Origin of the sequence: Chryseobacterium sp. MIQD13, assembly GCF_050496705.1 — a bacterium.
Classification (GTDB): domain Bacteria; phylum Bacteroidota; class Bacteroidia; order Flavobacteriales; family Weeksellaceae; genus Chryseobacterium.
Genome location: NZ_JBNWAF010000004.1, coordinates 19,856 through 41,377, shown reverse-complemented (window position 1 = coordinate 41,377; position 21,522 = coordinate 19,856). Strand labels below are relative to the sequence as shown.

Sequence of the window (21,522 nt, the reverse complement as noted above, 5' to 3'; positions counted from 1 at the left end):
GATGATAAAACACACCTTCTCTTTTCTCTTATTTATTTTATTCGTATCCAGTACAATTTCATGCAAAAATGAACTGATCTTTACAGCCAAACCTATTGACAAAAATGCGGTTATTGATTCCACGATCACAGCTTTTCAGAAAACACTTTTGGAACAGCAGATTGATTCTGTTTTTAAAAAATATGATTTTAACGGTAGCATTGCCGTATTTAAAGATTCATTACAGCTGTACAGGAAAGAAAATGGGTATTCTGATTTCAAGGATAAGGTGAAAATTGACAGCAATACAGTTTTTGCCATAGGTTCTGTAAGCAAACAGTTTACTGCAGCCCTTATTCTTCTTCAAATGGAACAGGGAAAACTGAATGTTACCGATAAAGTATCCAGGTACCTGAAAACATTTCAGACGAAAGAGTATGAAAACATTACTATCCATCAGCTTTTAAATCATACTTCCGGATTAAATACTTTCGGGGGAAAACTAATGTTTAAAAGCGGTACGGATTTCTTCTATTCCAATGACGGGTTTAATGCATTGGGACAAATAGTAGAAACTGTTTCAGGAAAATCATATGATGAAAATGTCCTTGAATTGTTCAGAAAAGCCGGAATGAAAAATTCTTCCACAGGAAATATTTTTGAAGGTAAAAATTTTGCCAGCGCTTATCTGGGAAGTCCTGCAAAACCTGCAATTGTTCCGGGCATGCCGAAACGTCTGGGAGGAAAAGATATAGGGACCCCTGCTGGTGGAATTCTCTCTACTATACAGGATCTTCATATCTGGAATAACGCAATTTATGGAGGAAAAATCCTCAAACCTGAAACTTTAAAGCAGTTTATTTCAAAAAGCTCTGAAAGGCATCACGCAATTCTGGGAAAAATGGGCTACGGCTATGGAATCATGATCAATCTCGGAAACCCTGAAAGTTATTTTCACAGCGGCTATGTAAAAGGCTCCCCTTCCCTGAATATTTATTATCCGCAAACAAAAACATCCGTTATCATCTTATCCAATATTGCTGATGAAGAAAAGGGTAAGAGCTGGACTTTCAGACCTCATGTGGAAGTTAAAAAGATCACAGACAATCTGGAGAATACATTATTGCAGCTTAAAGCAAAACATTGATCTTTGTGATATGAAAAAAATGTACTTCATCGCCATTTATCCTCCGCAGGAAGTCATTGAAGAGATTAAGGTATTTAAAAAAGATCTGGCTTTGAATTATGCCAATTCAAAGGCTTTAAAAAATGATGCCCACATTACTTTATTCCCGCCTTTTTCCCGTGATCTCGAATTGGAAAGTGATATTCATACTGCCTTCGAAAAAACAGACACGGATATTCTTCCTTTTGAGATAACACTTAACGGCTTCGGAAGTTTTCCCAATCCCAAAAATCCGGTCATTTTTGTACAGCCGGAGATCAGTGAAAATTTAAACCTGCTTCAGCAAAAAGTAAAGCAGCATTTTAATTTTATCAAATATTCTTTTACACCTCACATGACCGTAGGTTACAGAGACCTTAGTTTTGAAAACTATCTGAAAGCATGGGAAGTTTATAAAAACAAAATATACAAAACTAATTTTTTAGTTGACAAAATATTACTTCTCCGCTACGATGGAAAATGGACTCCCATTGCTGAAAAACCCTTAAAGGAAATTTGATATCAAAGATACTGTTCGATCTTCATTAAAACATTTATAAACGCTATCTTTGAAGCATGATTTCAGAGAAGATAATTTTAGGTATTGATCCCGGTACAGCTATCATGGGCTTCGGTATTATTTCCGTGAAAAAAGGCAAAATGGAAATGATCTCCATCCACGAACTGATCCTGAAAAAATATCCCAACCACGAAACAAAGCTGAAATATATCTTCGACAAAACATTAGCCCTGATCGATGAATATCATCCTGATGAAGTAGCTCTGGAGGCTCCGTTTTATGGAAAAAACGTACAGAGTATGCTTAAACTGGGACGTGCACAGGGAGTAGCAATGGCAGCAAGCCTGTACAGAAATATCCCCATTACAGAATATTCGCCTAAAAAAATCAAAATGGCCATCACCGGAAACGGGAATGCAAGTAAAGAGCAGGTTGCAGGAATGCTTCAGAATCTTTTAAAACTGAAAGAATTTCCCACGAAGTATCTGGATGCTTCGGACGGATTAGCTGTGGCAGTATGTCATCATTTCAATTCCGGTACTATAGCAGATACGAAGTCTTATAGTGGATGGGATAGCTTTTTGAAGCAGAATCCGGACAGGTTGAAGTAATCAGAGCCATCAAAGATATATATCAACTATTTAGTTTAAAATACACATAAGACACAGTAATTATAGTAATCATTAATAATGAAGATAAGATTGCTGTGATGAAAAAAAATATATTTAAAAATCTGGATTTAAATAATTTAAATTTCGACTTTGCTATTATAATGATGGCTAACAAGTTGAATAACATACAGATTGAGAATATTATTCTTACTGTCAGATTATACTCATGAGTAATAAAAAAACCAGCAGTTATTATAAAGGAAAATATCTGTGAACAACAGACTACCCTATTTTGAAATAATTTTTTCGACATCTTTCTTGTACAATCAGCTATTAATAATTTTAACTTTATTTCTGTTCTATCCGTACATAAAAATAATGCTTTTCACCTAAAAGCTCATCCTTCTTCAAAATAAAAATAACACAATGTAAATCAATCCATTAAACAAAAACCCATAATTACTTGGCAAAACATAATACTATCTTTTACATTGGTATGATTTTTAGTACTACATTTGTATAAATTTTCAGTTATGAAAACAAACCAACAAACTATAAATCAAACGAATCACAAAATAAACTGGTTCCAGAAGTTTCTGATGGTATGTTCCGGAGGAAATATTCATATTTTAAGAAAGACTCCGAGCGAATGGAACAAATTTTCAGGAATCGGAGGGATCGTATTATTCACAGCTGTATTCGCAACCCTGTCTGCAGGTTATGCGATGTATACCGTATTTGATAATATATGGACTTCTGTAGGATTCGGGATCCTTTGGGGCCTGATGATTTTCAATCTGGACCGCTATATCGTTTCCTCTATCAAAAAAACAGGTACATGGTGGAATCAGATATTAATGTCTATCCCACGTCTGGTTTTAGCAACATTTTTAGGAATTATTATCTCTAAACCTTTGGAGCTTAAAATTTTTGAAAAAGAGGTCAACAAGCAGCTTAATACCATTATTCAACGGAATAAGAAACAGCTTCAGGGAGAAATGAGCGGCAGGATTCTGCAACAGAGCGGGCCATTTGAAGCCGAAAAGAAAGAAATCGCTGAAAAGACCATACAATATCAACGTGCTTATGACTCTGCTGCAGTAGAACTTGAAAAAGAAATCCTTGGAAAACAGTCCGGGCTTACCAGCGGAAAAGAAGGTTATGGTCCCAATGCTAAACGTAAGCAGGAACTGAAGGAACAACGCCGCCAGGACCTTGAAAATTTCCAGAAGCAGACCGCACCCAGAATGGAATATTTAGACAAAGAAATCTCCAAGGTTTATACTAATCTGGAAACAGAAAGAAAATCTTCAGATACCTTTGAAGATAAATTCAACGGGTTTGCAGCGAGACTTCAGGCTTTGGACGAATTGGGTAAAAACTCAGCCATCATAGGATTGGCAGCAGCTTTTATTATGGGGCTATTTATCTGCCTTGAAATTTCTCCGGTTTTGGTAAAACTGATTTCTCATGTAGGACCTTATGATTACCTGTTAGAAAAAACAGAAAATGATTTCAGACTTTATTCTAAGGAAAAAATTGAGAAGGGAAATTCCCTCACTGATTTCAGAATTGATGATTTTAAGGATAATTTAAAAAAATAGCGTATTTTTCACGCATGATTATTGATAAAGAAGAGATCCAGAAGAAAAAGAAGAAGCTGGATGACTGCAAAATATTCCTGAAAAAAGAATTCATCGGAATTGATAAGATTATTGATGATTTAATGGAATACATTCAGATCTGGTATCTGATGCCTGAAATCCTGACCCGACCTGTAGTAATCAATCTATGGGGAATGACCGGAGTGGGGAAAACAGACCTGGTAAGAAAAACCGTCCGGTTCCTGGAATTCCAGAACCGTTTTGTAGAGATAGAGCTCAGCAACAGCGATGAAACTTCATGGAGCAAAAGTGTTTCCGATATTTTTCAGAGCAACCGTCTCAGTGATGAGAAGCCGAGCATTGTGCTTTTCGATGAAATTCAGCGCTTTAATACGCTGGATACGGATGGTACACCTGTACCACAGACTAAGTTCACAGATTTTTGGGAACTTTTAAGTGATGGCAGATTAAGCAAAAGGGAACGTGATGACCTTGAACACTATCTGTTCTCCTATCTTTTACGTAAGAAAGAGAATGAACGGCGTAAAGTAAACGGTGAAACAGAAATAGATGAGAACCCTTATCTGAATCTTTGGGATGCTAAGGAATTAAAAAAGTATCTCAGTATGGAGGATGATGTGATGAGCATCATTGATATGAAGGAAGAGGATATGATCAAGCTGATCATGAAGAAGCAGAAAGAGAAAAAAATCTATGAACCGGTGGATTACAGCAAAATGCTGATTATTATCAGCGGAAATCTGGACGAAGCCTTTCAGATGTCACGGGAAACCAGTGAGGCAGATGTAGATGCCAATATTTACCATGCGTTCACAAAGAAAATAACTGTTGTTGATATAAAAAATGCATTGTCAAGGAAATTCCGCCCGGAACAGGTAGCCAGGTTCGGAAATATTCATTTGATCTATTTTTCATTAAAAACAGAGGACTTTCAACAGCTTATCCAAAGGGAAATCAATAATCTTAAAACAAAGACGAAATCAAAATTCGGTATCAGCCTAAAAATCAATAAAAATATTAACGATCTGATCTACAGGAACGGAGTATTTCCTGTACAGGGTGTACGTCCCGTATTTAGCAGTGTGGTTGATATTCTGGATACGAACCTCAGCAAATTTCTGTTTGAATCCATCATCAATGACGATAAGACAATTGAAATTGATTATCTGGTGAAACAGAAAATGATTACAGGAAAAATAGGGAAACGTCTGATTGAGATTCCTTATACAGGAAGAATCGACAGTATCCGTCAATCCAATCAGCAGGATGCAGTGGCCAACATCAGTGTCCATGAATGTGGACATGCCGTTTCTTATATGCTTTATACAGGTTTTGCGCCGTTGCAGCTGAAAAGTAAGGTAGCCAGCAGTTATGCAGCAGGATTCACTTTCCCTCATCAGATTCATGATACTAAGGAAAGTCTTCTTGATAGAATTAAAATCTATCTGGCTGGCGGAATTGCCGAGGAAATTGTTTTCGGAGAAAATAATGCAAGTATCGGAAGAAGCCATGACAGGGAACAAGCGACAATACTTGCCATTGATTATATCAGAAAATACGGATTCGATGAAGAGTATCAGGCAGCATATAGTCTTGAAGATTATCCTCACCGTATGCAACATGATATTACAGATAAAAAGATCGAAAAACTGATACAGGATCTTGCCAAAAAAACGAGAGAAGACCTTATTCTTCATTTAGATCTTCTGAAAGATATGAGTATTGAACTCAGCAAAAAAGGAAGCATGCTGCCTAAAGAAATTTATCTGACGGCAAAAAAGCATCATCTGGAGGTGAGCATTAAAGAAGAAGGACATCTTCATATTGCAGAATATCACAAGATCTTGGGGCAATAGAGAAAAAAAAATAATTACAGTATTAATATTAATAAAATCTTACCTTTCAGTTAATTCTGAGAGGTATTTTCTATATATAATTATCTTATATAGAATATTTCATAATTTTACATAACTAAACAAATCATCATGAAAAACTTAATTTTAGTATGCACACTGCTGGTAAGCAGTGCATTCACCCCTACTTTAAAAGCACAGGCAGAACCATTCCTTGGACAGATCGCTTTTGTACCTTATAACAGAGCACCAAACGGATGGGCAGACTGCAATGGACAATTATTGCCTATAGCCCAAAATCAGGCTCTTTTTTCATTGTTAGGAACTACTTATGGAGGAAACGGAACAACAAATTTTGCATTACCGGATATGAGAGGAAGAGTTCTGGTTTCCCAGGGACAAGGACCCGGTATTGCCCAGAACTACCTTATAGGTGACACAGGAGGAAGCGAAACAGTTACACTGACTCAACAGCAGATGCCTATTCACAATCACACTGTAAATGCTGTGACCGCAGAAGGAAATCAGAATACTCCTACAGCAAATCTTCCGGCAGATACCAAACTTTTAGACAAAGAATATTCTGATGCCGCCGCCAATACAACCATGAAGGCTACCATGGTGAATCCTGCCGGAGGATCCCAGCCCCATGAAAACAGACCTCCGTTTGTTACTATGAGATGTATTATAGCTTTACAAGGTATTTATCCATCTTTTAATTAATAAGTTATGAAAAGTCTATACTTATTAGCTATAGCTATTGGAAGCCCGTTGGCTGCACAGACTATTACTTTCAACGGGTGTCATAATTTATTTGACAACCAGAATTTTGTTTTCACGAAAACCGGAGTTGATTCATTCAACAAAAACATTTATATCACAACACCAGTTGACGGACAGCCTTGCGGTGGGTTGGGAACCTGTGAATTTAAAATTCAATGGAACAATGCAATGACAAGATGGGAATTTCTTGCAGATGAAGGTAACGGAACTTTTACAAGCCCTTTATTGATCTATCATAATGCAACAGGAAATAATACCAGTGTAAGGCCACCAAGCAATACATTTGGCATATGGGTAGAAAATACAGCAGTAACAAACGGGCAATGCGGCGGAAACCTTACTGGTACCAATTCCACATTAACGGGTGATGTACATAGTTCTTCATTGGGAACATCAGATGTTACAAAATCTAAAATACAGATTTTCCCGAATCCTGTTTCAGATATAATCCGGATTTCCGGGATTGATAACGGGCAGACGATACATATCTATAATTTAGATGGACAGTTGGTAAGGTCTGAAGCATTTGATCAAAAAATTGATGTTTCCCATCTTTCCACAGGGGTTTATGTTTTAAAAATTACCACGAAAAATTCTGAATCTCATGAATTTAAATTCGTGAAAAAGTAGAACTATAATGTCTTTATAACATTAATTGATTATTGATACAGCCTTCGGAATTTCTGAAGGCTATTTTTCAGGGAATATTTTTTGCTGGCTATGCATATTATGCCGTCAAGTGTAGTCAACAGTTATATTTATTTTCCTGAGACTGAGATATTAAGAATTATCTATCAGTCAGGAAGAATCTACGATTATCTTAAGGTACCGGCAACTATAGCTGAAAAATTCAGGGAAGCCAGATCGAAAGGCAGATTTTTGAACAGTATTATAAAACCAGGATTTAAGTACCTTAAAATCAGCTGAAAGAAATGAAACAAAAAATGCCTCCATTATTGGAGGCATTCTTATTTTATATCATCAAAAAAATTATTTAATGATCAGCTTAGAAGTCTTGCTGTCTTTTCCATTGGAAATCTGAACCATATAAACTCCTTTTTCAAGCTGTTGGTTTATTTTATAGATTCCTGTTCCTTCATCAGTTACAGATGGGCTTGCCACCAATCTTCCTGACATATCAGAAATAGAAACTTTTAAATTCTTACCATTTTTAGCCTTGATAAATACTTTATCCCCTGTTGCAACCGGATTAGGGTAGATAACAAGATCGTCATTATCTGCTTTAACCTCGTTTGTACCAAGGTTATTTACCAACATTACGGAATAATCTTCTACCTGTCCGTATCCAAGTTGTCCACATGGTGTGAATGTACTTTCAGCATCTGCCATAACTCTCATTCTTAGCGGAGTGTTCATTGTAGCTGTAGAAGGCGGAGTGAAGGTTCCTGTAAATGTTCCATACAAGTTCGCAGCTAGAGGCACGTCATTTCCGGAAGCTACCAATTCGTTGGCTTCAAAAGTTCCATTGTTGTTATAATCTATCCAAACACGTACTGATTGAGAGTTTTGAAAAATCTTAACCTCAACAGTCTGCTGCTGATTAACCACCAACGGAGTATATGTTTTCAGAGTACATGCTTTTGTAGTATAGTCTACATAATATAATGTATGTGCATCCCAATATCCCGGAGATTCATTATCTATCTGTCCTAACTTAACACCAACCGGACCAGCCAGATAATTTCCCGGATTGGCCAAGCCGGATGGATTACAAGTTGCCGCAATCGGAACAACCGAAGGTGCAGGAGTTGCAGGTAAAGCAGTAGCTCCTTTTGATGTTGTTAAACTACTTCTAAACAACATAAAAGAAGAATTAATTCTAGCTCCCTGTCCGGCAGTAAATTTCTGAGCAACAGAATTCGAATAATTCATCATATTATACTGTACTCCCTGATAGTTTGCACCCGTACAAGAATTTATTGTTGAATTGGAAGGAACAGGCGATGCCCAGTAGCCACTTCCAGATCTTTCGGTATCACAAACCCTATCATCATCATTAGCGCATACTCCTGTTGTAGGCGGGCAAAAATCTGAATCTGCGGGAACTGCATCGTATCTTCCATTCTGGAAAGTATGATATAATCCCATTGCATGTCCAAATTCATGGGCAAATGTTGTATCATGAGGATTGGTTACAACCCCTGTTTTCATAAATGATTCGTAATTAGAATCTAAATTGTTCGGGAATGCTGCAAATCCCATCAGACCTGCATTAGGAGTCGTACTTCCGTCAAACGTAGTAATTACATAAATATTAAAATAAGAAGCTTCCGGCCAGTGTGGGGCTAGTCCTTTAATAGCTGCTCTTGTAGCACCATTGGCTGTTTGATAAGCCATTCCGGAAGTAGTGTAACCGCTTAATGTAGTACCATTATATCTTACGATACCTGTTGTTGGGCTACAGTTTGGATCTCTTTTAGCTAACACCAATTTAATAGGAAATACAGCCGATGTTCCAAAATCTGCAGGTGTACCGTTAGCCGGCCATGCATATGTTCCTGAATACATTTTGTTAGCATTATCCAGCCACTGCTGAATCTGGGCGTCTGTTCTTGTATATGTTGGGTTATTACCTTCAATAACATGAACTACAACCGGAATTTCATAAACTCCATTTACCATTCCTTTAGCAGTTTCTAAAGGATTTGCTTTTCTTCCAGCCTCGATATTTTGAATAACTTTTTCAAAAATCTGTCTTGCTCCAGGAATTGTTCTGTCCTGTAATTGTAACTCTTGATCAAAACCACAAATTTTCTGCTGTTGCAACTGCTGTTGTGCAGTTAATGAAAGCGAAAATAGCACTGCTCCATAAAGGAAAGTTTTCTTCATAACTTCAAATATTTTATTTTTTATTTTTTTAATCTGTCTTTTCCAAGGACAGACTTATCCCAATACCCCTATTAGTAACAATAATTGGTTTTTGTTACAAAAATTATTCAGTTTTTCTCGAATTTGCAGGTAAAAAAATATCATTTCAAAGTAATCCAACCTTTTTTTAGTAAAGACACTCATTCACCTATCAGTATTCAATAAATTAAAAATCTGATATATACAAAGGAGGGAAGTAAAACATTAATTCAAAATAAAAATGCCATACAAATTGTATGGCATTTTATATCATTTAGTAATTTAATTTCTAAAAAGAATAATTCGGAGCTTCCTGAGTGATGATCACATCATGCGGGTGAGATTCTTTCAAACCGCTTCCTGTAATCATTACCATTTTGGTATCTTTTTGTAAAGCTTCAATATCTTTAGCTCCACAGTATCCCATACCGGCTCTTAGACCTCCTGTCAACTGAAAGATTACATCTTCTAATTTTCCTTTGTGCGGAACTCTTCCTTCAATTCCCTCCGGAACAAATTTTTTAGCCTCACTCTGGAAATATCTTTCTTTTCCTCCTCTTTTCATAGCAGAAAGGCTTCCCATACCCTGATAAGATTTGAATTTTCTTCCCTGGAAAATAATTTCTTCCCCTGGAGCCTCATCTGTTCCGGCTAAAAGTGAACCTAACATTACTGCTCCTGCTCCACTTGCAATAGCTTTTACAATATCTCCGGAAAGCTTGATTCCACCGTCAGCAATTACGGTTACATTTTTGGATGCAGCATACTCGTAAACATTATAAATAGCAGATAACTGAGGAACTCCAACTCCGGCAACAACTCTTGTTGTACAGATAGAACCAGGCCCAACTCCTACTTTAAGAACGTTCGCACCAGCTTCAATAAGATCTTTTGCAGCTTCAGCTGTAACGATATTTCCTCCAACGATATCTAAATCCGGGTAAGCTTTTCTGATTTCAGCAATTTTATCTAAAACTCCTTTTGAATGCCCGTGAGCGGAATCAATTCCTATAATATCTACTCCAGCTTTCACTAAAGCTTCGATTCTGTCTAAAGTATCTTCGCCAACTCCTACTCCTGCACCAACGATAAGACGCCCGTTCTCATCTTTATTGGCATTAGGATATTCTAACTGGTTGTCGATATCTTTGATTGTAATTAATCCAACCAATTTATTATCCTTATCTACGATCGGAAGTTTTTCCACTCTGTTTTTAAGAAGGATTTCTTTTGCTTTTTCAAGGTTGGTATTTTTATCGGAAGTGATCAGATTGTCTTTGGTCATGATCTCTTCAACCTTCATGTCAAGGTTTTCCTGATATTTTACGTCTCTGTTGGTAATAATTCCGATCAGTACATTATCAGCATCAACTACCGGAAGACCTGAAATTTTATATTTGGCCATGGTTTCTTTAGCCTGAGCCAGGGTATGATCTTTTGAAAGGGTAACGGGATCAGAGATCATTCCGTTTTCTGAACGCTTTACACGGTTTACCTGTGCTGCCTGCTCAGCGATCGTCATGTTTTTGTGAATAAAACCCAAACCTCCCACTCTTGCCAGTGCAATAGCGAGATCTCCTTCAGTAACTGTGTCCATCGCAGCAGAAACTATCGGAACATTCAGCGTAATTTTATCGGTAAGTCTTGATTTTAATGATACCTGATTAGGTAAAACTTCTGAATAAGAAGGGACTAGAAGAACGTCATCGAAAGTGATGGCTGTCTCTACAATTTTGTTATGAATAGACATCTTTACTTTCTTTGCAAAATTAGGTTATTTTGACGACATATGAAAATCCTTTTCAATAGTTTAAATAAAATTTAATAATCAATAACTTAAATGAAAAAACCGCTCTTATTCGGAACGGTTTTTCGGTACAAAATAATTGAGTGTGTATGAAAACTACTTGTCTTTTATGATTTTTATTGAACAATCTTGCCATTTTCGTCCAGCTTGTCGATATGGGTCTGATTATTTTTATCTACGTAAATTTTTAGTCTTATGCGCCCATTGCTATCCTTTAAAAAAAGTCCTACGTCTCCATCTGCCGTTTTCCCTGCAAAGAATCTTTCCTGTGTAATTTTCCCTTCGGCTCTCAACTTTGCATAAGCTTTTTTTGAAGCTACAGGATCATTGAGTTTTTTTAAGGAGTCTTCAAACTTTATAATATCCTCTATAGGAAAGTTGTCCGGCCTGTCCCATAGTTTAAGGCCATAGGTTCTGTTCTTTCTATCACCGGTCCCCTCCATATACTGAAGCTGCATGATCTGATCTGTATTTCTCTGATCTACGGAATACACCATTCCCGAACCGTCCTTATCTGCGCCGTACACAAGCCCTCCGCATTCATCACCCAGCTCATTGAAAAAAATCATTCCGGCTTCTCTTTCCCGTGGTTTCAGTTCTTTTTTGTTGAACATTCCCGGATGCTGACGGTTCTTGTTACTGATCACCATTTTCAGTGTTCCGTCTTTTTCAATAATGTTGATGCGTTCTACATCTATTTCGTCAAAACGCTGAGTAGTCTTCTGGTTTTTAAATCCAAAAAAGAAAAACAGAATGCACACAACGGTAAGTGAAACTGCATAAATTTTAAGAATACGTACTTCTCTGATCAGTTTTTCCATAATAAAATGATTGGTGACAAATTATTTATCTGTAGCCGCGTTAATCATCTTTGAAATATCATCTGCTGTAAAACTTCCCTTTACATCTACAAAAACCAGTTCTTTATCTGAATTTACAGTGATCATCATATTCTTAATGGTTTCACCATTCTGCTTTACCCTTACATTAACGTTTTCACCGTTGTGTTTTATGGTAGCCCATTCTTCAAAATTATTGTTATTCAGATACCTGGAATATTCATTCAGCATGTCTTTATTCCCGTTATCAACTGTCATTATTTTTATTTTTGAGACTTTTTTGATGAGACTGATCACTTCCTCACTTTCACCATCTTCTCTCAGGGCCTTCTTAATAAATGGTTTCGCCATAAATACAGGCACATTGAAGCTGACAAATCTTGCTCCTTTAAAATCATGTTCTGACTGTCTAACGAACTCCATATTCGGTCTTCCTGAAGGAAGGCATGACTGAAGCAACAGCAATATAAAGCTTCCTAAAAAAATGTTTTTTAAAGTTTTCATGGTGATCAGTTTTTTTAGTCAATAGGTTTCAAAGTTCCTCCGGATATTTTGTTGATATTGGATTCTATTTCAGGTCTTCCTTTATATTTAACCAGCCCCCCTGAAGAAGCTCTTACTTTCAGTCTGGTGGAAACATTTACGGAAAGATTTCCTCCGGACGTAGCCTCTGCTTCAAGATTGTCCATCTTTAGTTCATCCGCTTTACAGATTGCACCGCTGCTGATGTCTATGATTCCTGAATCTGCTTTTCCCTCGATAGCAGTATTGGATCCGCTTGAAGCCTTTACCGTAATGGTTCCCGCAGTTACTCCGGCTCTTATGATTGCTCCTGATGAAGTCCCGATGTCTAGTGTATTGGAAATTTTAAAATCTCCTTTCAAATTAGCTCCGGATGACACATCAATTGCCATGTTATTTTCTTTTATAGAATTTACTCCACTGAAAATAGCTCCTGAAGACACCTTGATATTATCCATTCTTGGGGAAGAAATATTAACGCTTAGGTTTTTAAACTTTAAGTTCTTCGTGCCTTTATTGTCTATATAAACTTTCAGTATTCCGTTTTCTACTTTTGTAATGATATACTGAAGTTTATCTGCATCAGCAATCACTTTTACATTAGTAGGGCTCTCCTGTTTGAAAACTACGTTCACTCCTGTACTTACGTTAATTCCTGAAAATTCAGCTACGTTTCTGGCCTCCCCGTTAAGGTAAGAGGAATTATTTTCAGAGGTAAGGCTGCTTCTCACATTGGTTACAGGATTGGTTTTGGTTTCGCTGGAATTAATGATCTTGTTCACGTCATCCATGGAAAGTTTTCCATCCAGCATCACAAGGATATTTTCTCCTTTTCCTCCGTCTATGCTTAACAGAAGATCATCCAGTATCCCGTCCTTTGCATCAGAAGAAAGAAATTTGATCTTTGCCCCGGAATTATTAACGGACATGATCTCATTATAATTAAGGTTCTTTAAATATACAGAGACATCCTTACTCAGTCTGGAAAGATTATCCTGAACCCTACGTCCTTCTGTAGTGTTGGCATTTTCCGGATTTTCCGTAATAAGAATTTTCAAACCGTTAATCTTTGAAAGCAGAGGTTTAATCTGATCCAGCTGCGAATCATCAATATTAAGACTGCTCAGCATGCCGAACATGGGTTTTGCAATTTTAATGGAGGTAACCCCTTCCACTTCCTGATATCGGTCAAAAAGCATATCGAATTTATCCCTTTGCCCATACATTGTAAAGAAATGGGAAAAAGCGAGTGCGAATATTATGAGTATTTTTTTCATGAGTCAATTTTTATTTTTCTAAGCTGATTATTTTCTTGCCTGATCAGGAGCATAATCTGTTTTTATAATTAATAATCGTCGTCTACTACTGTAGGCTGTGCCAGTTTTTCACTGACGTTATTGGCAAATACCTGAAATGAGTATTTAGTCACATTGATAGCCTCATCTACATTATCAATTCTTTTACCGTTCACAATGACATAAGAGTCTTTGTAACCTGTAGAATCTTTTAAGTTGTTTTTACTTTTAAATGAGGAATTGTCCACAAATCTTGGCTTAGCTTCTTTTTTCAGCCTTCCTCTTTTTGGCAGGATCTCATCCAGCACATCTTTTTCTGCTACTGAATTTTCCTGGAAAACAGAATCCTTTTTTGCTCCGGAAATGGAATCAGTATGATTAACTGCTACCTGCTCCTGATGGTTATTGTTCTCTTCAATAAATTCTGATTTCTGCTTTAAAACCTCATCTTTTACTAGTTTTTCTCTTTCGACAGTACCTGTGCGGTAATTATTAAAGAAAAAGCCTATACTGAAAAGAAGCATCAGCCCGGCAGCCATCCAGAACCATTTCGGGAAAGAAGGTTTATTCTTTTGAAGCGGGATAATGGGAGCCTCATTTGATTCCGAATCCCCACCTTCTGCTTTCTGAAGAAGATCCTCAAAGCTCCAGTCCATCTTTTCCTCCTTTATATCATGGAAGATCTCGTCGTATTTATTCTGAAATTGATCTTTGTTCATAATTCATCAGTTGTGATATTTGTTCTTTTACTTTTTGTCTCGCCCTCATCAGGTTTACTCTTACTGCATTTTCTTCCATTTCCATCATTTCAGAGATTTCCGAGACCTCATATTCTTCTACATCTTTCAGATGGATCACCATTTTCTGTTTTTCGGGGAGCTGGTTGATAAATCCTATAATATGCTCCTTCAGATTATTGATGTCCATGCTGTATAATTCTGAGCGGTGAAGCTGCAAATCTGCAAATCCCAACTTCACATCGTGGTGTTTCAGCCGGTTCAGGCATTCGTTCCGGACAGATTTCAAAGCATAGGACTTTAAATTTCCAAACTGCTCTAGTTCATCCTTCTTTTGCCAGAATTTTACCATCAGGTCCTGCACCACATCCTCTGCTTCATCACTGCTCATAACGAATCTTTTCGCAAAACGATACATCTCGTCTTTGAGAATAAACACCGTATTCTTGAAAGTTTCCTGGGTCATGAGTTTTGTTTCTATAAGTAAGACAATTGCAGTTTTAAAACTATTACATCAAAAAACAAAAAAACTTCAAAAAAAATTTGAAGTTTCTATTTTTTATCGAGAAGCTGTTTGAGATAAGCAATCTCTGTGTCTTTATCTTTCAACCTTTGTTCGTACTGTTCAATTAATTTCTCAGAAACATTAATTGTTGCATAATTTTGTGCTATTGCAACTTCATTATTATTTTGATTTACAGTAATATTATCTCCAGCTAAAAAATCTAATACACTTACACCTAGAATTTTTGCAATTTCTTCTACTTGAGAAAAACCTGGTATGCTTTTATCATTCTCAAAATTGGAATAGGTTTTCTGGGAAACATTAATAACTTCCGCCAGGTATTCCTGCGTAAAGTTTTTGTTGATTCTAGCTTTTTTCAGTTTTTCACCTAAAGTCATAGCCTAAAAGTATTTTTATCAAAATTACATATTTTTTTCTTTTAGAAAAATAATACGGAAATCAGTATTTTCTTACGGTATTATATATTATATTTTTTCACATCTTTGGGATGTAGAAAAAAGTATTATATTTAACGACTTAAAAACAACAAAAACACATGAAGAAAAATTTATTTCTCAGGCTGCTTTATGCAGTTCTGGTTGTTTCTTTGGTCTCCTGTCGCTCAGAAGACCTTCTTAATAGCAATGAAGAAGCACCTCCTTCTAAATTTAGGGCATTCACCGCTCAGAAAGACGAGACCATTAATTATGGAAAAGGGTTCAAAACATTATTAGAGTATTATGATGAGATCCATAATGTTCAACACACAGCTCAAGCAGTTAGAAATGCATTGAAAAATTCACGGGAAACGGTAAGCGAATATGTAGAAACGAATATCCGCTCTCAGGACTTTACAACAAAGACCAATGAAAAATTTACCCTTTTTCCTTTGATTAAAAATCAACAGGTTAATGGTATTATTATTGCCGTGCTGAAGGAGAATGAAACTCAGGTAGAATTTTTGAAAATGTATCCTGAGGCAGAAAACTACAGTACGATGCTTAAATTATTCAGGGAAGCTTATCTGAAAAATACTTTACCACAGAGAATTGCAGCCAAAGCAAACGGAAGCTGTAGCTCTGATGGATCACCTTGTGATACCGGAGAAGTGGTTATCACTATGCCTGGAACAGGAGGATACACAGGGGGAACTTGGAATGGGGATACTCTTCCTTCCGGAGGATGTCAACCTTATGATAACTGTCTCAATCCTGAAGGTCCTGGTGGTCCTGGTGGAGGTGAAGGCCCAACAAATCCTAATAATACCCCGGATAATCCTTGTGAGAAAACAAAAAGTATCGTAAATAATCTCCAAAGCAAACCTGCAATAGATGACATGAAAAACCAATCAGCATTGCCGGCTTCAGATCCCAATAGTGGAGAGATTGGATATAAGTTTAAAGAAGACGGAACTCCATCAGCAAAAATTATAGGTGAGGCTCACAGTGTCAATTTCGGAGATAAAGCAGGGTATACTGGAGGTTATCACAACCATACTACAACAGGAACACCTATGCTTTCTCCACCGGACATAGAGCAACTTCTTCAGTTTGTTTTAGCCCAGGGGAACTATGGAAATCCAAGTGATGCATTTATAGGAATGATAGCTCCCAATGGTATACATTATGTAGCAAATTTCAATGGAAATTATAATGATGCTTTAATTAGTTTTTCACAGCAACAATTAGATATATTTATTAAAAATTTTGAAACGAGAAATGGACTTTATGGATCCTCTAGTGGAAGTGAAGGACTGGAAAAATCATTTCTTAAAACTTTAAATGATATGGGGCTGACAGGAAAAGTAAATTTACAAAGAGTTGAAAGTGATGGCATTAAAACAATATCTAAAAATAATGATGGTACAATAAATGCTGTACCATGTCCTTAAAAAATAAAAATATGAAAAAAATAATTTTTAAATCAATAATAATTTTTATATTATTTTCTGCTTTTTCTTGTAAAGCGCAACAAATTTATCCTTTAAAAACTGACTATACTGAAGTTGCTCAAAACTCTTATTTAAAGGATTTAAATAATGAATTAGACTTTTTTGTAGGTACATGGCAAGGGAGTTTTAATGGTAATTTAATTATTTTATCTGCAACAAAAGAGGTACACAGACTTTTTAACGAGAATCAATACAAGTATTATAAAGATATTTTATCTATAAAATATATCATTAAAAATTCTTCTGGAACTGTTCTTCAAAATACCCAAAATATGACTTTTTCAGTAGAACAATTGAAGCATACTATCTACAGTCAATGGGCAGAGAATAATGGAAATAGTCTTTTATTTTATTATGGAGGTACAAATTGTCGTGTTGGCTGGGGAAGTATAAAATTAAAGAAAATCAATTCTACTCAAATTTCATGGGAATATCGTCCTAATGATATTATACTTGATGATAACAGATGTCCTCCGGGAACAGATATTAATATTTATTTGCCGGAAACAAAAGATTTGATTTTTACAAAACAATAGTGAAAAGACTTATAACATATTTAGGGATATTTGTTGTGTTTTCTTGTAAAGCATAAGTTATAGGAACATTAGAACAATTTGAAGAATGTACAAGTCGTCCGAATCATGATGAAGGTTGTCCTGATTTGGAAAATATCACTTATGGAAAAGATTTATATAAATGGATCAGAAAAATTGAATATTACTAAAAAAACAACCCCTCAGAATCTTCTGAGGGGTTTATATTTAATATACTTCAAAAATATGTTTCAATATAGATTTATCTTCATCCGTCAGTGGCACTTTTCTTCTTGCCATTGCTCTTTCAGCCACTTCGTAAGCTTTATCCAACTTAAATCTTTCATCATCTTTAGATCCGCCCCATGAGAAATTCTCTACAAGGTTTGGCGGGAAACCGGGCTTAAAGATATTAGAGGCAACACCCACTACCGTTCCTGTATTCAGTTGGGTATTGATCGCTGTTTTTGAATGATCACCCATGATCAGACCTGCAAACTGAAGCCCGGTATCTTCAAAGGCTTTTGTTCTGTAATTCCACAGCTTAACCTGACTGTAATTATTTTTAAGGTTGGAAGAATTAGTATCCGCTCCAAAGTTACACCATTCCCCAATCACTGAATTTCCTACAAATCCTTCATGCCCTTTACTTGAATAACCAAATATGATGATATTATTCACTTCGCCTCCTACTTTACAATGCGGACCGACAGTCGTAGCACCGTAAATTTTTGATCCCAGATTAAATTTGGAATCTTCTCCCAGCGATATAGGTCCACGAAGATTACAGCCTTCCATCACCTCAGCATTTTTTCCGATATAAATCTTTCCTGTTTTCGTATTGATTGTGGAGAATTCTATCTGAGCGCCTTCTTCGATGAAAAGATCTTTTTTATCACCTAAAAAACCGTTGGTAGAAGACAGTTCCTGCGAAGTCCTTCCTTCAGTAAGCAAATTGAAATCAAAATCTATGGCAAGATGATTATAGGTAAATAAATCGGCTGGCTTTTTAAAGAAAGTCAGTTTCTCTTTTATGTCTGTCATTTTTTCGATCTGGTTCAGAGAAAACCCTTTCATATTAATTCTGGCCGCAACCAGTTCATCTTCATAAACAAGAGCTTCACCCTGCTTAAGATCTTTAATCTGCTGAATCACCGTTTCAGTCGGAAGAAAATTGGTAACAAGGAAAAGACTTTCTTTTTCTTCCGGCTCTTTAAATTTATTCTGAAGATAACTTTCGGTAAAATAAGAAACCTCGGTATTTCCCAGGATCTTCTGCCACCGCTCGGAAAAAGTAAGGATCCCGCATCGCATCGCGGCAACAGGACGGGTAAAAGTAAGCGGAAGAAAATCTTCCCAATATTGAGCATCTGAAAATACTAATTGCATTATATAGAAGTTAGAGATTAGAAGTTAGAAGCTAGAAACTGTCCTTTGAAAATTTTACTTGACAATAAATTTACAGTCCCTAATTTCTGTTCAGAACAAAAATACGAAAATACCTTGAATGGAAAAGTTAACTAGATTAGAGATGTTCACAATAGCCATGTATTCTATTTTTAAATCCAATAAAACAGGCTAAATCAAAACTTAGACATATGCTTACTAATTTCTAGCTTCTAACTTCTAACTTCTAATCTCTAACTTCATGCATAAAAAAAGTCTCCCAATACATTGGAAGACTTCAGTATGTTTGATAACAAAAAATTACTTAGCGAATTTCTTGTATTTGTTCATGAACTTATCAACTCTACCTGCAGTGTCAACTAATTTCACTTTACCAGTGTAGAAAGGGTGAGAAGTTGAAGAGATTTCCATTTTGATCAATGGATATTCTTGTCCTTCGAACTCGATAGTATCTTTAGTTTCTGCAGTAGATTTGCAAAGAAACACCTCGTCGTTACTCATATCTTTGAAAACAACAAGTCTATAATTTTCTGGGTGGATTCCTTTTTTCATAATACAATTTTTAAAAAATTAAAGTTTGCTTTCGAAATAGTAATGGTATTTCTCTGCTAATTTTAGGTTGCAAAAGTACAACATTTTTTCAAATATACAAATACCCGATTCAATATTTTTTATTGATAAGAAATTCAAAGTATTTTCGTTAAATTTGGAATCTATTTAAACTTTAATTTCGATGAAATTCAAACTATTACTGGCTTTTTCTTTCTGGATGCTTCTTGTAGCGGTATCATGTAATAAGGATGATATTACTTTTGATGCGCCTTCGCAACAGCTAAGTTTTTCAAAGGACACTGTATTCTGTGATACGGTTTATCATCAGGTACGTTCCGAAACTTATCTTGTGAAAGTATATAATAATGAAGACAAGGACGTTTTGATTCCGAGAATCAATCTGGAAAAAGGAAGCTCGTCATTATACAGAATCAATGTAGACGGAAAACCCGGCTACGATTTCAAGGATGTTCCTTTAAGAAAGAAAGACAGTATGTACATTTTCGTTGAAATAGCTCCTGAAGCTACGGGACCTGAGGCTATTGCCGAAGACAAAATCCTGTTCAGCAGCGGAGCGGGGCAGCAACATGTGACTTTATTTTCCGTAGTGCAGGACGCTGAATTCTTCATCGAAACACCAACCAATCCTAACGTAATTTCAGCCTCTACAACGTGGAATAATAATAAAGCTAAGATCATCTACGGAGATCTTACCATCGATCCTAATATCACACTGGATATCCAGCCGGGAACTAAAGTTTATTTCCACAAAAACAGCGGCATGAAGGTATCATCCGGTGCCACCTTAAATATCAACGGAGTTTTTGACAATGAAGTAATCCTGCGAGGAGACAGAAATGACCCATATTATGATACGATCCCCAGGAACTGGAATTCTATCAGGATGGAGGCCAATTCTACCCTAAATATGAATTTCGCCAGACTTTTCGGAGGAACCAGAGGACTGGATATGAAACAGAATACGGCCAATATCAGCAACTCATTCATCCATACTTTCTTTGAATATGGTATTTATGCAGTAGGCTCAACGGTTACTGCCAAAAATTTAGTCATGAATAACTGTGGTGAATCATGTATCGGGATCTTCAGAGGTGGAAACCACAGCTATACCCATGCTACGATTGCAAATTATTCTAAAACCATGGGCTCTTTCAACAGAAACGGAATTACAGCAGCCAACGAATGGAAAAATGCTGCAGGAACTACAGAGCAGGGAGCGCTTCAGCGTCTGGATATAAAAAACAGTATCGTCTTTTCAGACAGGGATAATTCTGTAAATTTTGAACAGACTCCGGGACAGCAGTTTGAATTCCTGATCCAGAACTCATTAATAAAATATTCCGGCGTACCGGAAGCCGGATTCAGTTTCGATAATAATGTTAATGTGATACAGAGTATTAAAAATGAAGATCCGCAATTCCTTAATTATTTTGCAGCCAAGATGAACCTGAGGGTAAAAACAACATCTCCGGCAAGAGGAAAAGGAAATGTGACCGTAGCAGGAACCGTACCTTTTGATATTGTGAATGTATCAAGAACAACTAATCCTACTCTTGGAGCTTATCAATAATGGAAATCACACAGTTGCAGCAACAGGTTGACGAGTGGATCAAAACCATAGGAGTCCGTTATTTTAATGAGCTGACGAATATGGCCATGCTGACCGAAGAAGTAGGCGAGGTAGCCCGCATCATCGCCAGAAGATATGGGGAACAGAGCGAAAAAGAGAGTGATAAAAGCAAAGACCTCGGGGAAGAACTGGCAGATGTACTGTTTGTCACTTTATGTCTGGCCAATCAGACCGGAGTGAATCTGCAGGAAGCTTTCGACAAAAAAATGAAGATTAAAACTGACCGTGATAAGGAACGGCATCAGAACAACGAAAAGTTGAAATAACAAAACAGATATCAGATGATAGACACAGATATCAGATTAAAAAAGGTCTGATA

At 36.5% G+C, this 21,522-nt stretch carries 22 protein-coding genes; 12 read left to right on the top strand and 10 right to left on the bottom strand.

The features are described from left to right. Window position 1: 1 nt before the first annotated feature. The 8 genes from ACQWU4_RS17150 to ACQWU4_RS17115 all read left to right on the top strand — a co-directional run bounded on the left by ACQWU4_RS17150 (window position 2) and on the right by ACQWU4_RS17115 (window position 7,463). On the top strand, window positions 2-1,126 hold the full coding sequence (locus tag ACQWU4_RS17150; RefSeq protein WP_429936988.1) for a serine hydrolase domain-containing protein: 1,125 nt from the start codon (window positions 2-4) through the stop codon (window positions 1,124-1,126). Between the two features lie 10 nt (window positions 1,127-1,136). After that, on the top strand, window positions 1,137-1,664 hold the full coding sequence (locus ACQWU4_RS17145; protein WP_429936987.1) for a 2'-5' RNA ligase family protein: 528 nt from the start codon (window positions 1,137-1,139) through the stop codon (window positions 1,662-1,664). Between the two features lie 56 nt (window positions 1,665-1,720). Further along, window positions 1,721-2,275, top strand: a complete 555-nt coding sequence (gene ruvC / locus ACQWU4_RS17140; protein WP_048508353.1) for a crossover junction endodeoxyribonuclease RuvC — start codon at window positions 1,721-1,723, stop codon at window positions 2,273-2,275. Window positions 2,276-2,808: 533 nt separating this feature from the next. Continuing rightward, window positions 2,809-3,879 carry a DUF4407 domain-containing protein gene (locus ACQWU4_RS17135; protein ID WP_429936986.1) on the top strand — a complete coding sequence of 357 codons (1,071 nt, stop codon included), beginning with the start codon at window positions 2,809-2,811 and terminating at the stop codon, window positions 3,877-3,879. Between the two features lie 14 nt (window positions 3,880-3,893). Next, window positions 3,894-5,756, top strand: a complete 1,863-nt coding sequence (locus tag ACQWU4_RS17130) for an AAA family ATPase (protein ID WP_429936985.1) — start codon at window positions 3,894-3,896, stop codon at window positions 5,754-5,756. Between the two features lie 129 nt (window positions 5,757-5,885). Next, window positions 5,886-6,476 (top strand): phage tail protein, encoded by a 591-nt coding sequence (locus ACQWU4_RS17125; protein ID WP_429936984.1) that lies wholly within the window; start codon window positions 5,886-5,888, stop codon window positions 6,474-6,476. Between the two features lie 6 nt (window positions 6,477-6,482). Continuing rightward, window positions 6,483-7,166: a T9SS type A sorting domain-containing protein gene (locus ACQWU4_RS17120; RefSeq protein ID WP_429936983.1), complete on the top strand. Its 684-nt coding sequence runs from the start codon at window positions 6,483-6,485 to the stop codon at window positions 7,164-7,166. Between the two features lie 90 nt (window positions 7,167-7,256). Then, window positions 7,257-7,463, top strand: coding sequence for a KTSC domain-containing protein (locus tag ACQWU4_RS17115; RefSeq protein ID WP_429936982.1), 207 nt, complete (start codon window positions 7,257-7,259; stop codon window positions 7,461-7,463). Window positions 7,464-7,526: 63 nt separating this feature from the next. Here the strand turns inward: ACQWU4_RS17115 and ACQWU4_RS17110 are convergent, their stop codons facing one another. From ACQWU4_RS17110 to ACQWU4_RS17075, 8 genes are all read right to left on the bottom strand, one after another. After that, window positions 7,527-9,386, bottom strand: coding sequence for a GEVED domain-containing protein (locus ACQWU4_RS17110; protein WP_429936981.1), 1,860 nt, complete (start codon window positions 9,384-9,386; stop codon window positions 7,527-7,529). Window positions 9,387-9,693: 307 nt separating this feature from the next. Then, on the bottom strand, window positions 9,694-11,154 hold the full coding sequence (guaB, locus tag ACQWU4_RS17105; RefSeq protein ID WP_429936980.1) for an IMP dehydrogenase: 1,461 nt from the start codon (window positions 11,152-11,154) through the stop codon (window positions 9,694-9,696). Window positions 11,155-11,327: 173 nt separating this feature from the next. Beyond that, on the bottom strand, window positions 11,328-12,032 hold the full coding sequence (locus ACQWU4_RS17100) for a hypothetical protein (RefSeq protein WP_429936979.1): 705 nt from the start codon (window positions 12,030-12,032) through the stop codon (window positions 11,328-11,330). A 21-nt stretch (window positions 12,033-12,053) separates the two neighbouring features. Continuing rightward, on the bottom strand, window positions 12,054-12,554 hold the full coding sequence (locus tag ACQWU4_RS17095) for a DUF4252 domain-containing protein (RefSeq protein WP_429936978.1): 501 nt from the start codon (window positions 12,552-12,554) through the stop codon (window positions 12,054-12,056). Window positions 12,555-12,568: 14 nt separating this feature from the next. Beyond that, on the bottom strand, window positions 12,569-13,849 hold the full coding sequence (locus ACQWU4_RS17090) for a GIN domain-containing protein (protein WP_429936977.1): 1,281 nt from the start codon (window positions 13,847-13,849) through the stop codon (window positions 12,569-12,571). 68 nt (window positions 13,850-13,917) lie between these two features. After that, window positions 13,918-14,586 carry a hypothetical protein gene (locus ACQWU4_RS17085; RefSeq protein ID WP_429936976.1) on the bottom strand — a complete coding sequence of 223 codons (669 nt, stop codon included), beginning with the start codon at window positions 14,584-14,586 and terminating at the stop codon, window positions 13,918-13,920. Beyond that, window positions 14,561-15,070, bottom strand: a complete 510-nt coding sequence (locus tag ACQWU4_RS17080) for an RNA polymerase sigma factor (protein ID WP_429936975.1) — start codon at window positions 15,068-15,070, stop codon at window positions 14,561-14,563. Before ACQWU4_RS17080 ends, ACQWU4_RS17085 begins: the two co-directional genes overlap by 26 nt. Before the next feature lie 86 nt (window positions 15,071-15,156). Next, a complete protein-coding gene (locus ACQWU4_RS17075) occupies window positions 15,157-15,507 on the bottom strand; it encodes a helix-turn-helix domain-containing protein (protein ID WP_429936974.1) in 351 nt (116 codons plus the stop codon). A gap of 158 nt (window positions 15,508-15,665) precedes the next feature. Between ACQWU4_RS17075 and ACQWU4_RS17070 the strand changes: the two genes are divergently transcribed. Together ACQWU4_RS17070 and ACQWU4_RS17065 are read left to right on the top strand one after the other, a co-directional pair. Beyond that, entirely contained in the window at window positions 15,666-17,000 is a 1,335-nt protein-coding gene (locus ACQWU4_RS17070; protein ID WP_429936973.1) for a hypothetical protein, read from the top strand. Window positions 17,001-17,011: 11 nt separating this feature from the next. After that, a complete protein-coding gene (locus tag ACQWU4_RS17065) occupies window positions 17,012-17,596 on the top strand; it encodes a DUF6705 family protein (RefSeq protein WP_429936972.1) in 585 nt (194 codons plus the stop codon). A 225-nt stretch (window positions 17,597-17,821) separates the two neighbouring features. On the opposite strand, the gene ACQWU4_RS17060 is transcribed toward ACQWU4_RS17065, so the two are convergent. Together ACQWU4_RS17060 and ACQWU4_RS17055 are read right to left on the bottom strand one after the other, a co-directional pair. Continuing rightward, window positions 17,822-18,982: a GlmU family protein gene (locus ACQWU4_RS17060; protein WP_429936971.1), complete on the bottom strand. Its 1,161-nt coding sequence runs from the start codon at window positions 18,980-18,982 to the stop codon at window positions 17,822-17,824. Window positions 18,983-19,300: 318 nt separating this feature from the next. After that, window positions 19,301-19,552 (bottom strand): type B 50S ribosomal protein L31, encoded by a 252-nt coding sequence (locus ACQWU4_RS17055; protein WP_034707789.1) that lies wholly within the window; start codon window positions 19,550-19,552, stop codon window positions 19,301-19,303. 181 nt (window positions 19,553-19,733) lie between these two features. On the opposite strand from ACQWU4_RS17055, the gene ACQWU4_RS17050 reads away from it, so the two are divergent. After that, entirely contained in the window at window positions 19,734-21,143 is a 1,410-nt protein-coding gene (locus ACQWU4_RS17050) for a hypothetical protein (RefSeq protein ID WP_429936970.1), read from the top strand. After that, window positions 21,143-21,469 (top strand): nucleotide pyrophosphohydrolase, encoded by a 327-nt coding sequence (locus ACQWU4_RS17045; protein ID WP_034731670.1) that lies wholly within the window; start codon window positions 21,143-21,145, stop codon window positions 21,467-21,469. The genes ACQWU4_RS17050 and ACQWU4_RS17045 overlap by 1 nt, the downstream gene beginning before the upstream one ends. The last annotated feature ends 53 nt before the right edge of the window (window positions 21,470-21,522 follow it).

Excerpts from the sequence above, each read along its gene's own strand:
- ACQWU4_RS17150 (WP_429936988.1), top strand. The coding sequence starts at position 2 with ATGATAAAACACACCTTCTCTTTTCTCTTATTTATTTTATTCGTATCC.
- ACQWU4_RS17145 (WP_429936987.1), top strand. The coding sequence starts at position 1,137 with ATGAAAAAAATGTACTTCATCGCCATTTATCCTCCGCAGGAAGTCATT.
- ruvC (WP_048508353.1), top strand. The coding sequence starts at position 1,721 with ATGATTTCAGAGAAGATAATTTTAGGTATTGATCCCGGTACAGCTATC.
- ACQWU4_RS17135 (WP_429936986.1), top strand. The coding sequence starts at position 2,809 with ATGAAAACAAACCAACAAACTATAAATCAAACGAATCACAAAATAAAC.
- ACQWU4_RS17130 (WP_429936985.1), top strand. The coding sequence starts at position 3,894 with ATGATTATTGATAAAGAAGAGATCCAGAAGAAAAAGAAGAAGCTGGAT.
- ACQWU4_RS17125 (WP_429936984.1), top strand. The coding sequence starts at position 5,886 with ATGAAAAACTTAATTTTAGTATGCACACTGCTGGTAAGCAGTGCATTC.
- ACQWU4_RS17120 (WP_429936983.1), top strand. The coding sequence starts at position 6,483 with ATGAAAAGTCTATACTTATTAGCTATAGCTATTGGAAGCCCGTTGGCT.
- ACQWU4_RS17115 (WP_429936982.1), top strand. The coding sequence starts at position 7,257 with ATGCATATTATGCCGTCAAGTGTAGTCAACAGTTATATTTATTTTCCT.
- ACQWU4_RS17110 (WP_429936981.1), bottom strand. The coding sequence starts at position 9,386 with ATGAAGAAAACTTTCCTTTATGGAGCAGTGCTATTTTCGCTTTCATTA.
- guaB (WP_429936980.1), bottom strand. The coding sequence starts at position 11,154 with ATGTCTATTCATAACAAAATTGTAGAGACAGCCATCACTTTCGATGAC.
- ACQWU4_RS17100 (WP_429936979.1), bottom strand. The coding sequence starts at position 12,032 with ATGGAAAAACTGATCAGAGAAGTACGTATTCTTAAAATTTATGCAGTT.
- ACQWU4_RS17095 (WP_429936978.1), bottom strand. The coding sequence starts at position 12,554 with ATGAAAACTTTAAAAAACATTTTTTTAGGAAGCTTTATATTGCTGTTG.
- ACQWU4_RS17090 (WP_429936977.1), bottom strand. The coding sequence starts at position 13,849 with ATGAAAAAAATACTCATAATATTCGCACTCGCTTTTTCCCATTTCTTT.
- ACQWU4_RS17085 (WP_429936976.1), bottom strand. The coding sequence starts at position 14,586 with ATGAACAAAGATCAATTTCAGAATAAATACGACGAGATCTTCCATGAT.
- ACQWU4_RS17080 (WP_429936975.1), bottom strand. The coding sequence starts at position 15,070 with ATGACCCAGGAAACTTTCAAGAATACGGTGTTTATTCTCAAAGACGAG.
- ACQWU4_RS17075 (WP_429936974.1), bottom strand. The coding sequence starts at position 15,507 with ATGACTTTAGGTGAAAAACTGAAAAAAGCTAGAATCAACAAAAACTTT.
- ACQWU4_RS17070 (WP_429936973.1), top strand. The coding sequence starts at position 15,666 with ATGAAGAAAAATTTATTTCTCAGGCTGCTTTATGCAGTTCTGGTTGTT.
- ACQWU4_RS17065 (WP_429936972.1), top strand. The coding sequence starts at position 17,012 with ATGAAAAAAATAATTTTTAAATCAATAATAATTTTTATATTATTTTCT.
- ACQWU4_RS17060 (WP_429936971.1), bottom strand. The coding sequence starts at position 18,982 with ATGCAATTAGTATTTTCAGATGCTCAATATTGGGAAGATTTTCTTCCG.
- ACQWU4_RS17055 (WP_034707789.1), bottom strand. The coding sequence starts at position 19,552 with ATGAAAAAAGGAATCCACCCAGAAAATTATAGACTTGTTGTTTTCAAA.
- ACQWU4_RS17050 (WP_429936970.1), top strand. The coding sequence starts at position 19,734 with ATGAAATTCAAACTATTACTGGCTTTTTCTTTCTGGATGCTTCTTGTA.
- ACQWU4_RS17045 (WP_034731670.1), top strand. The coding sequence starts at position 21,143 with ATGGAAATCACACAGTTGCAGCAACAGGTTGACGAGTGGATCAAAACC.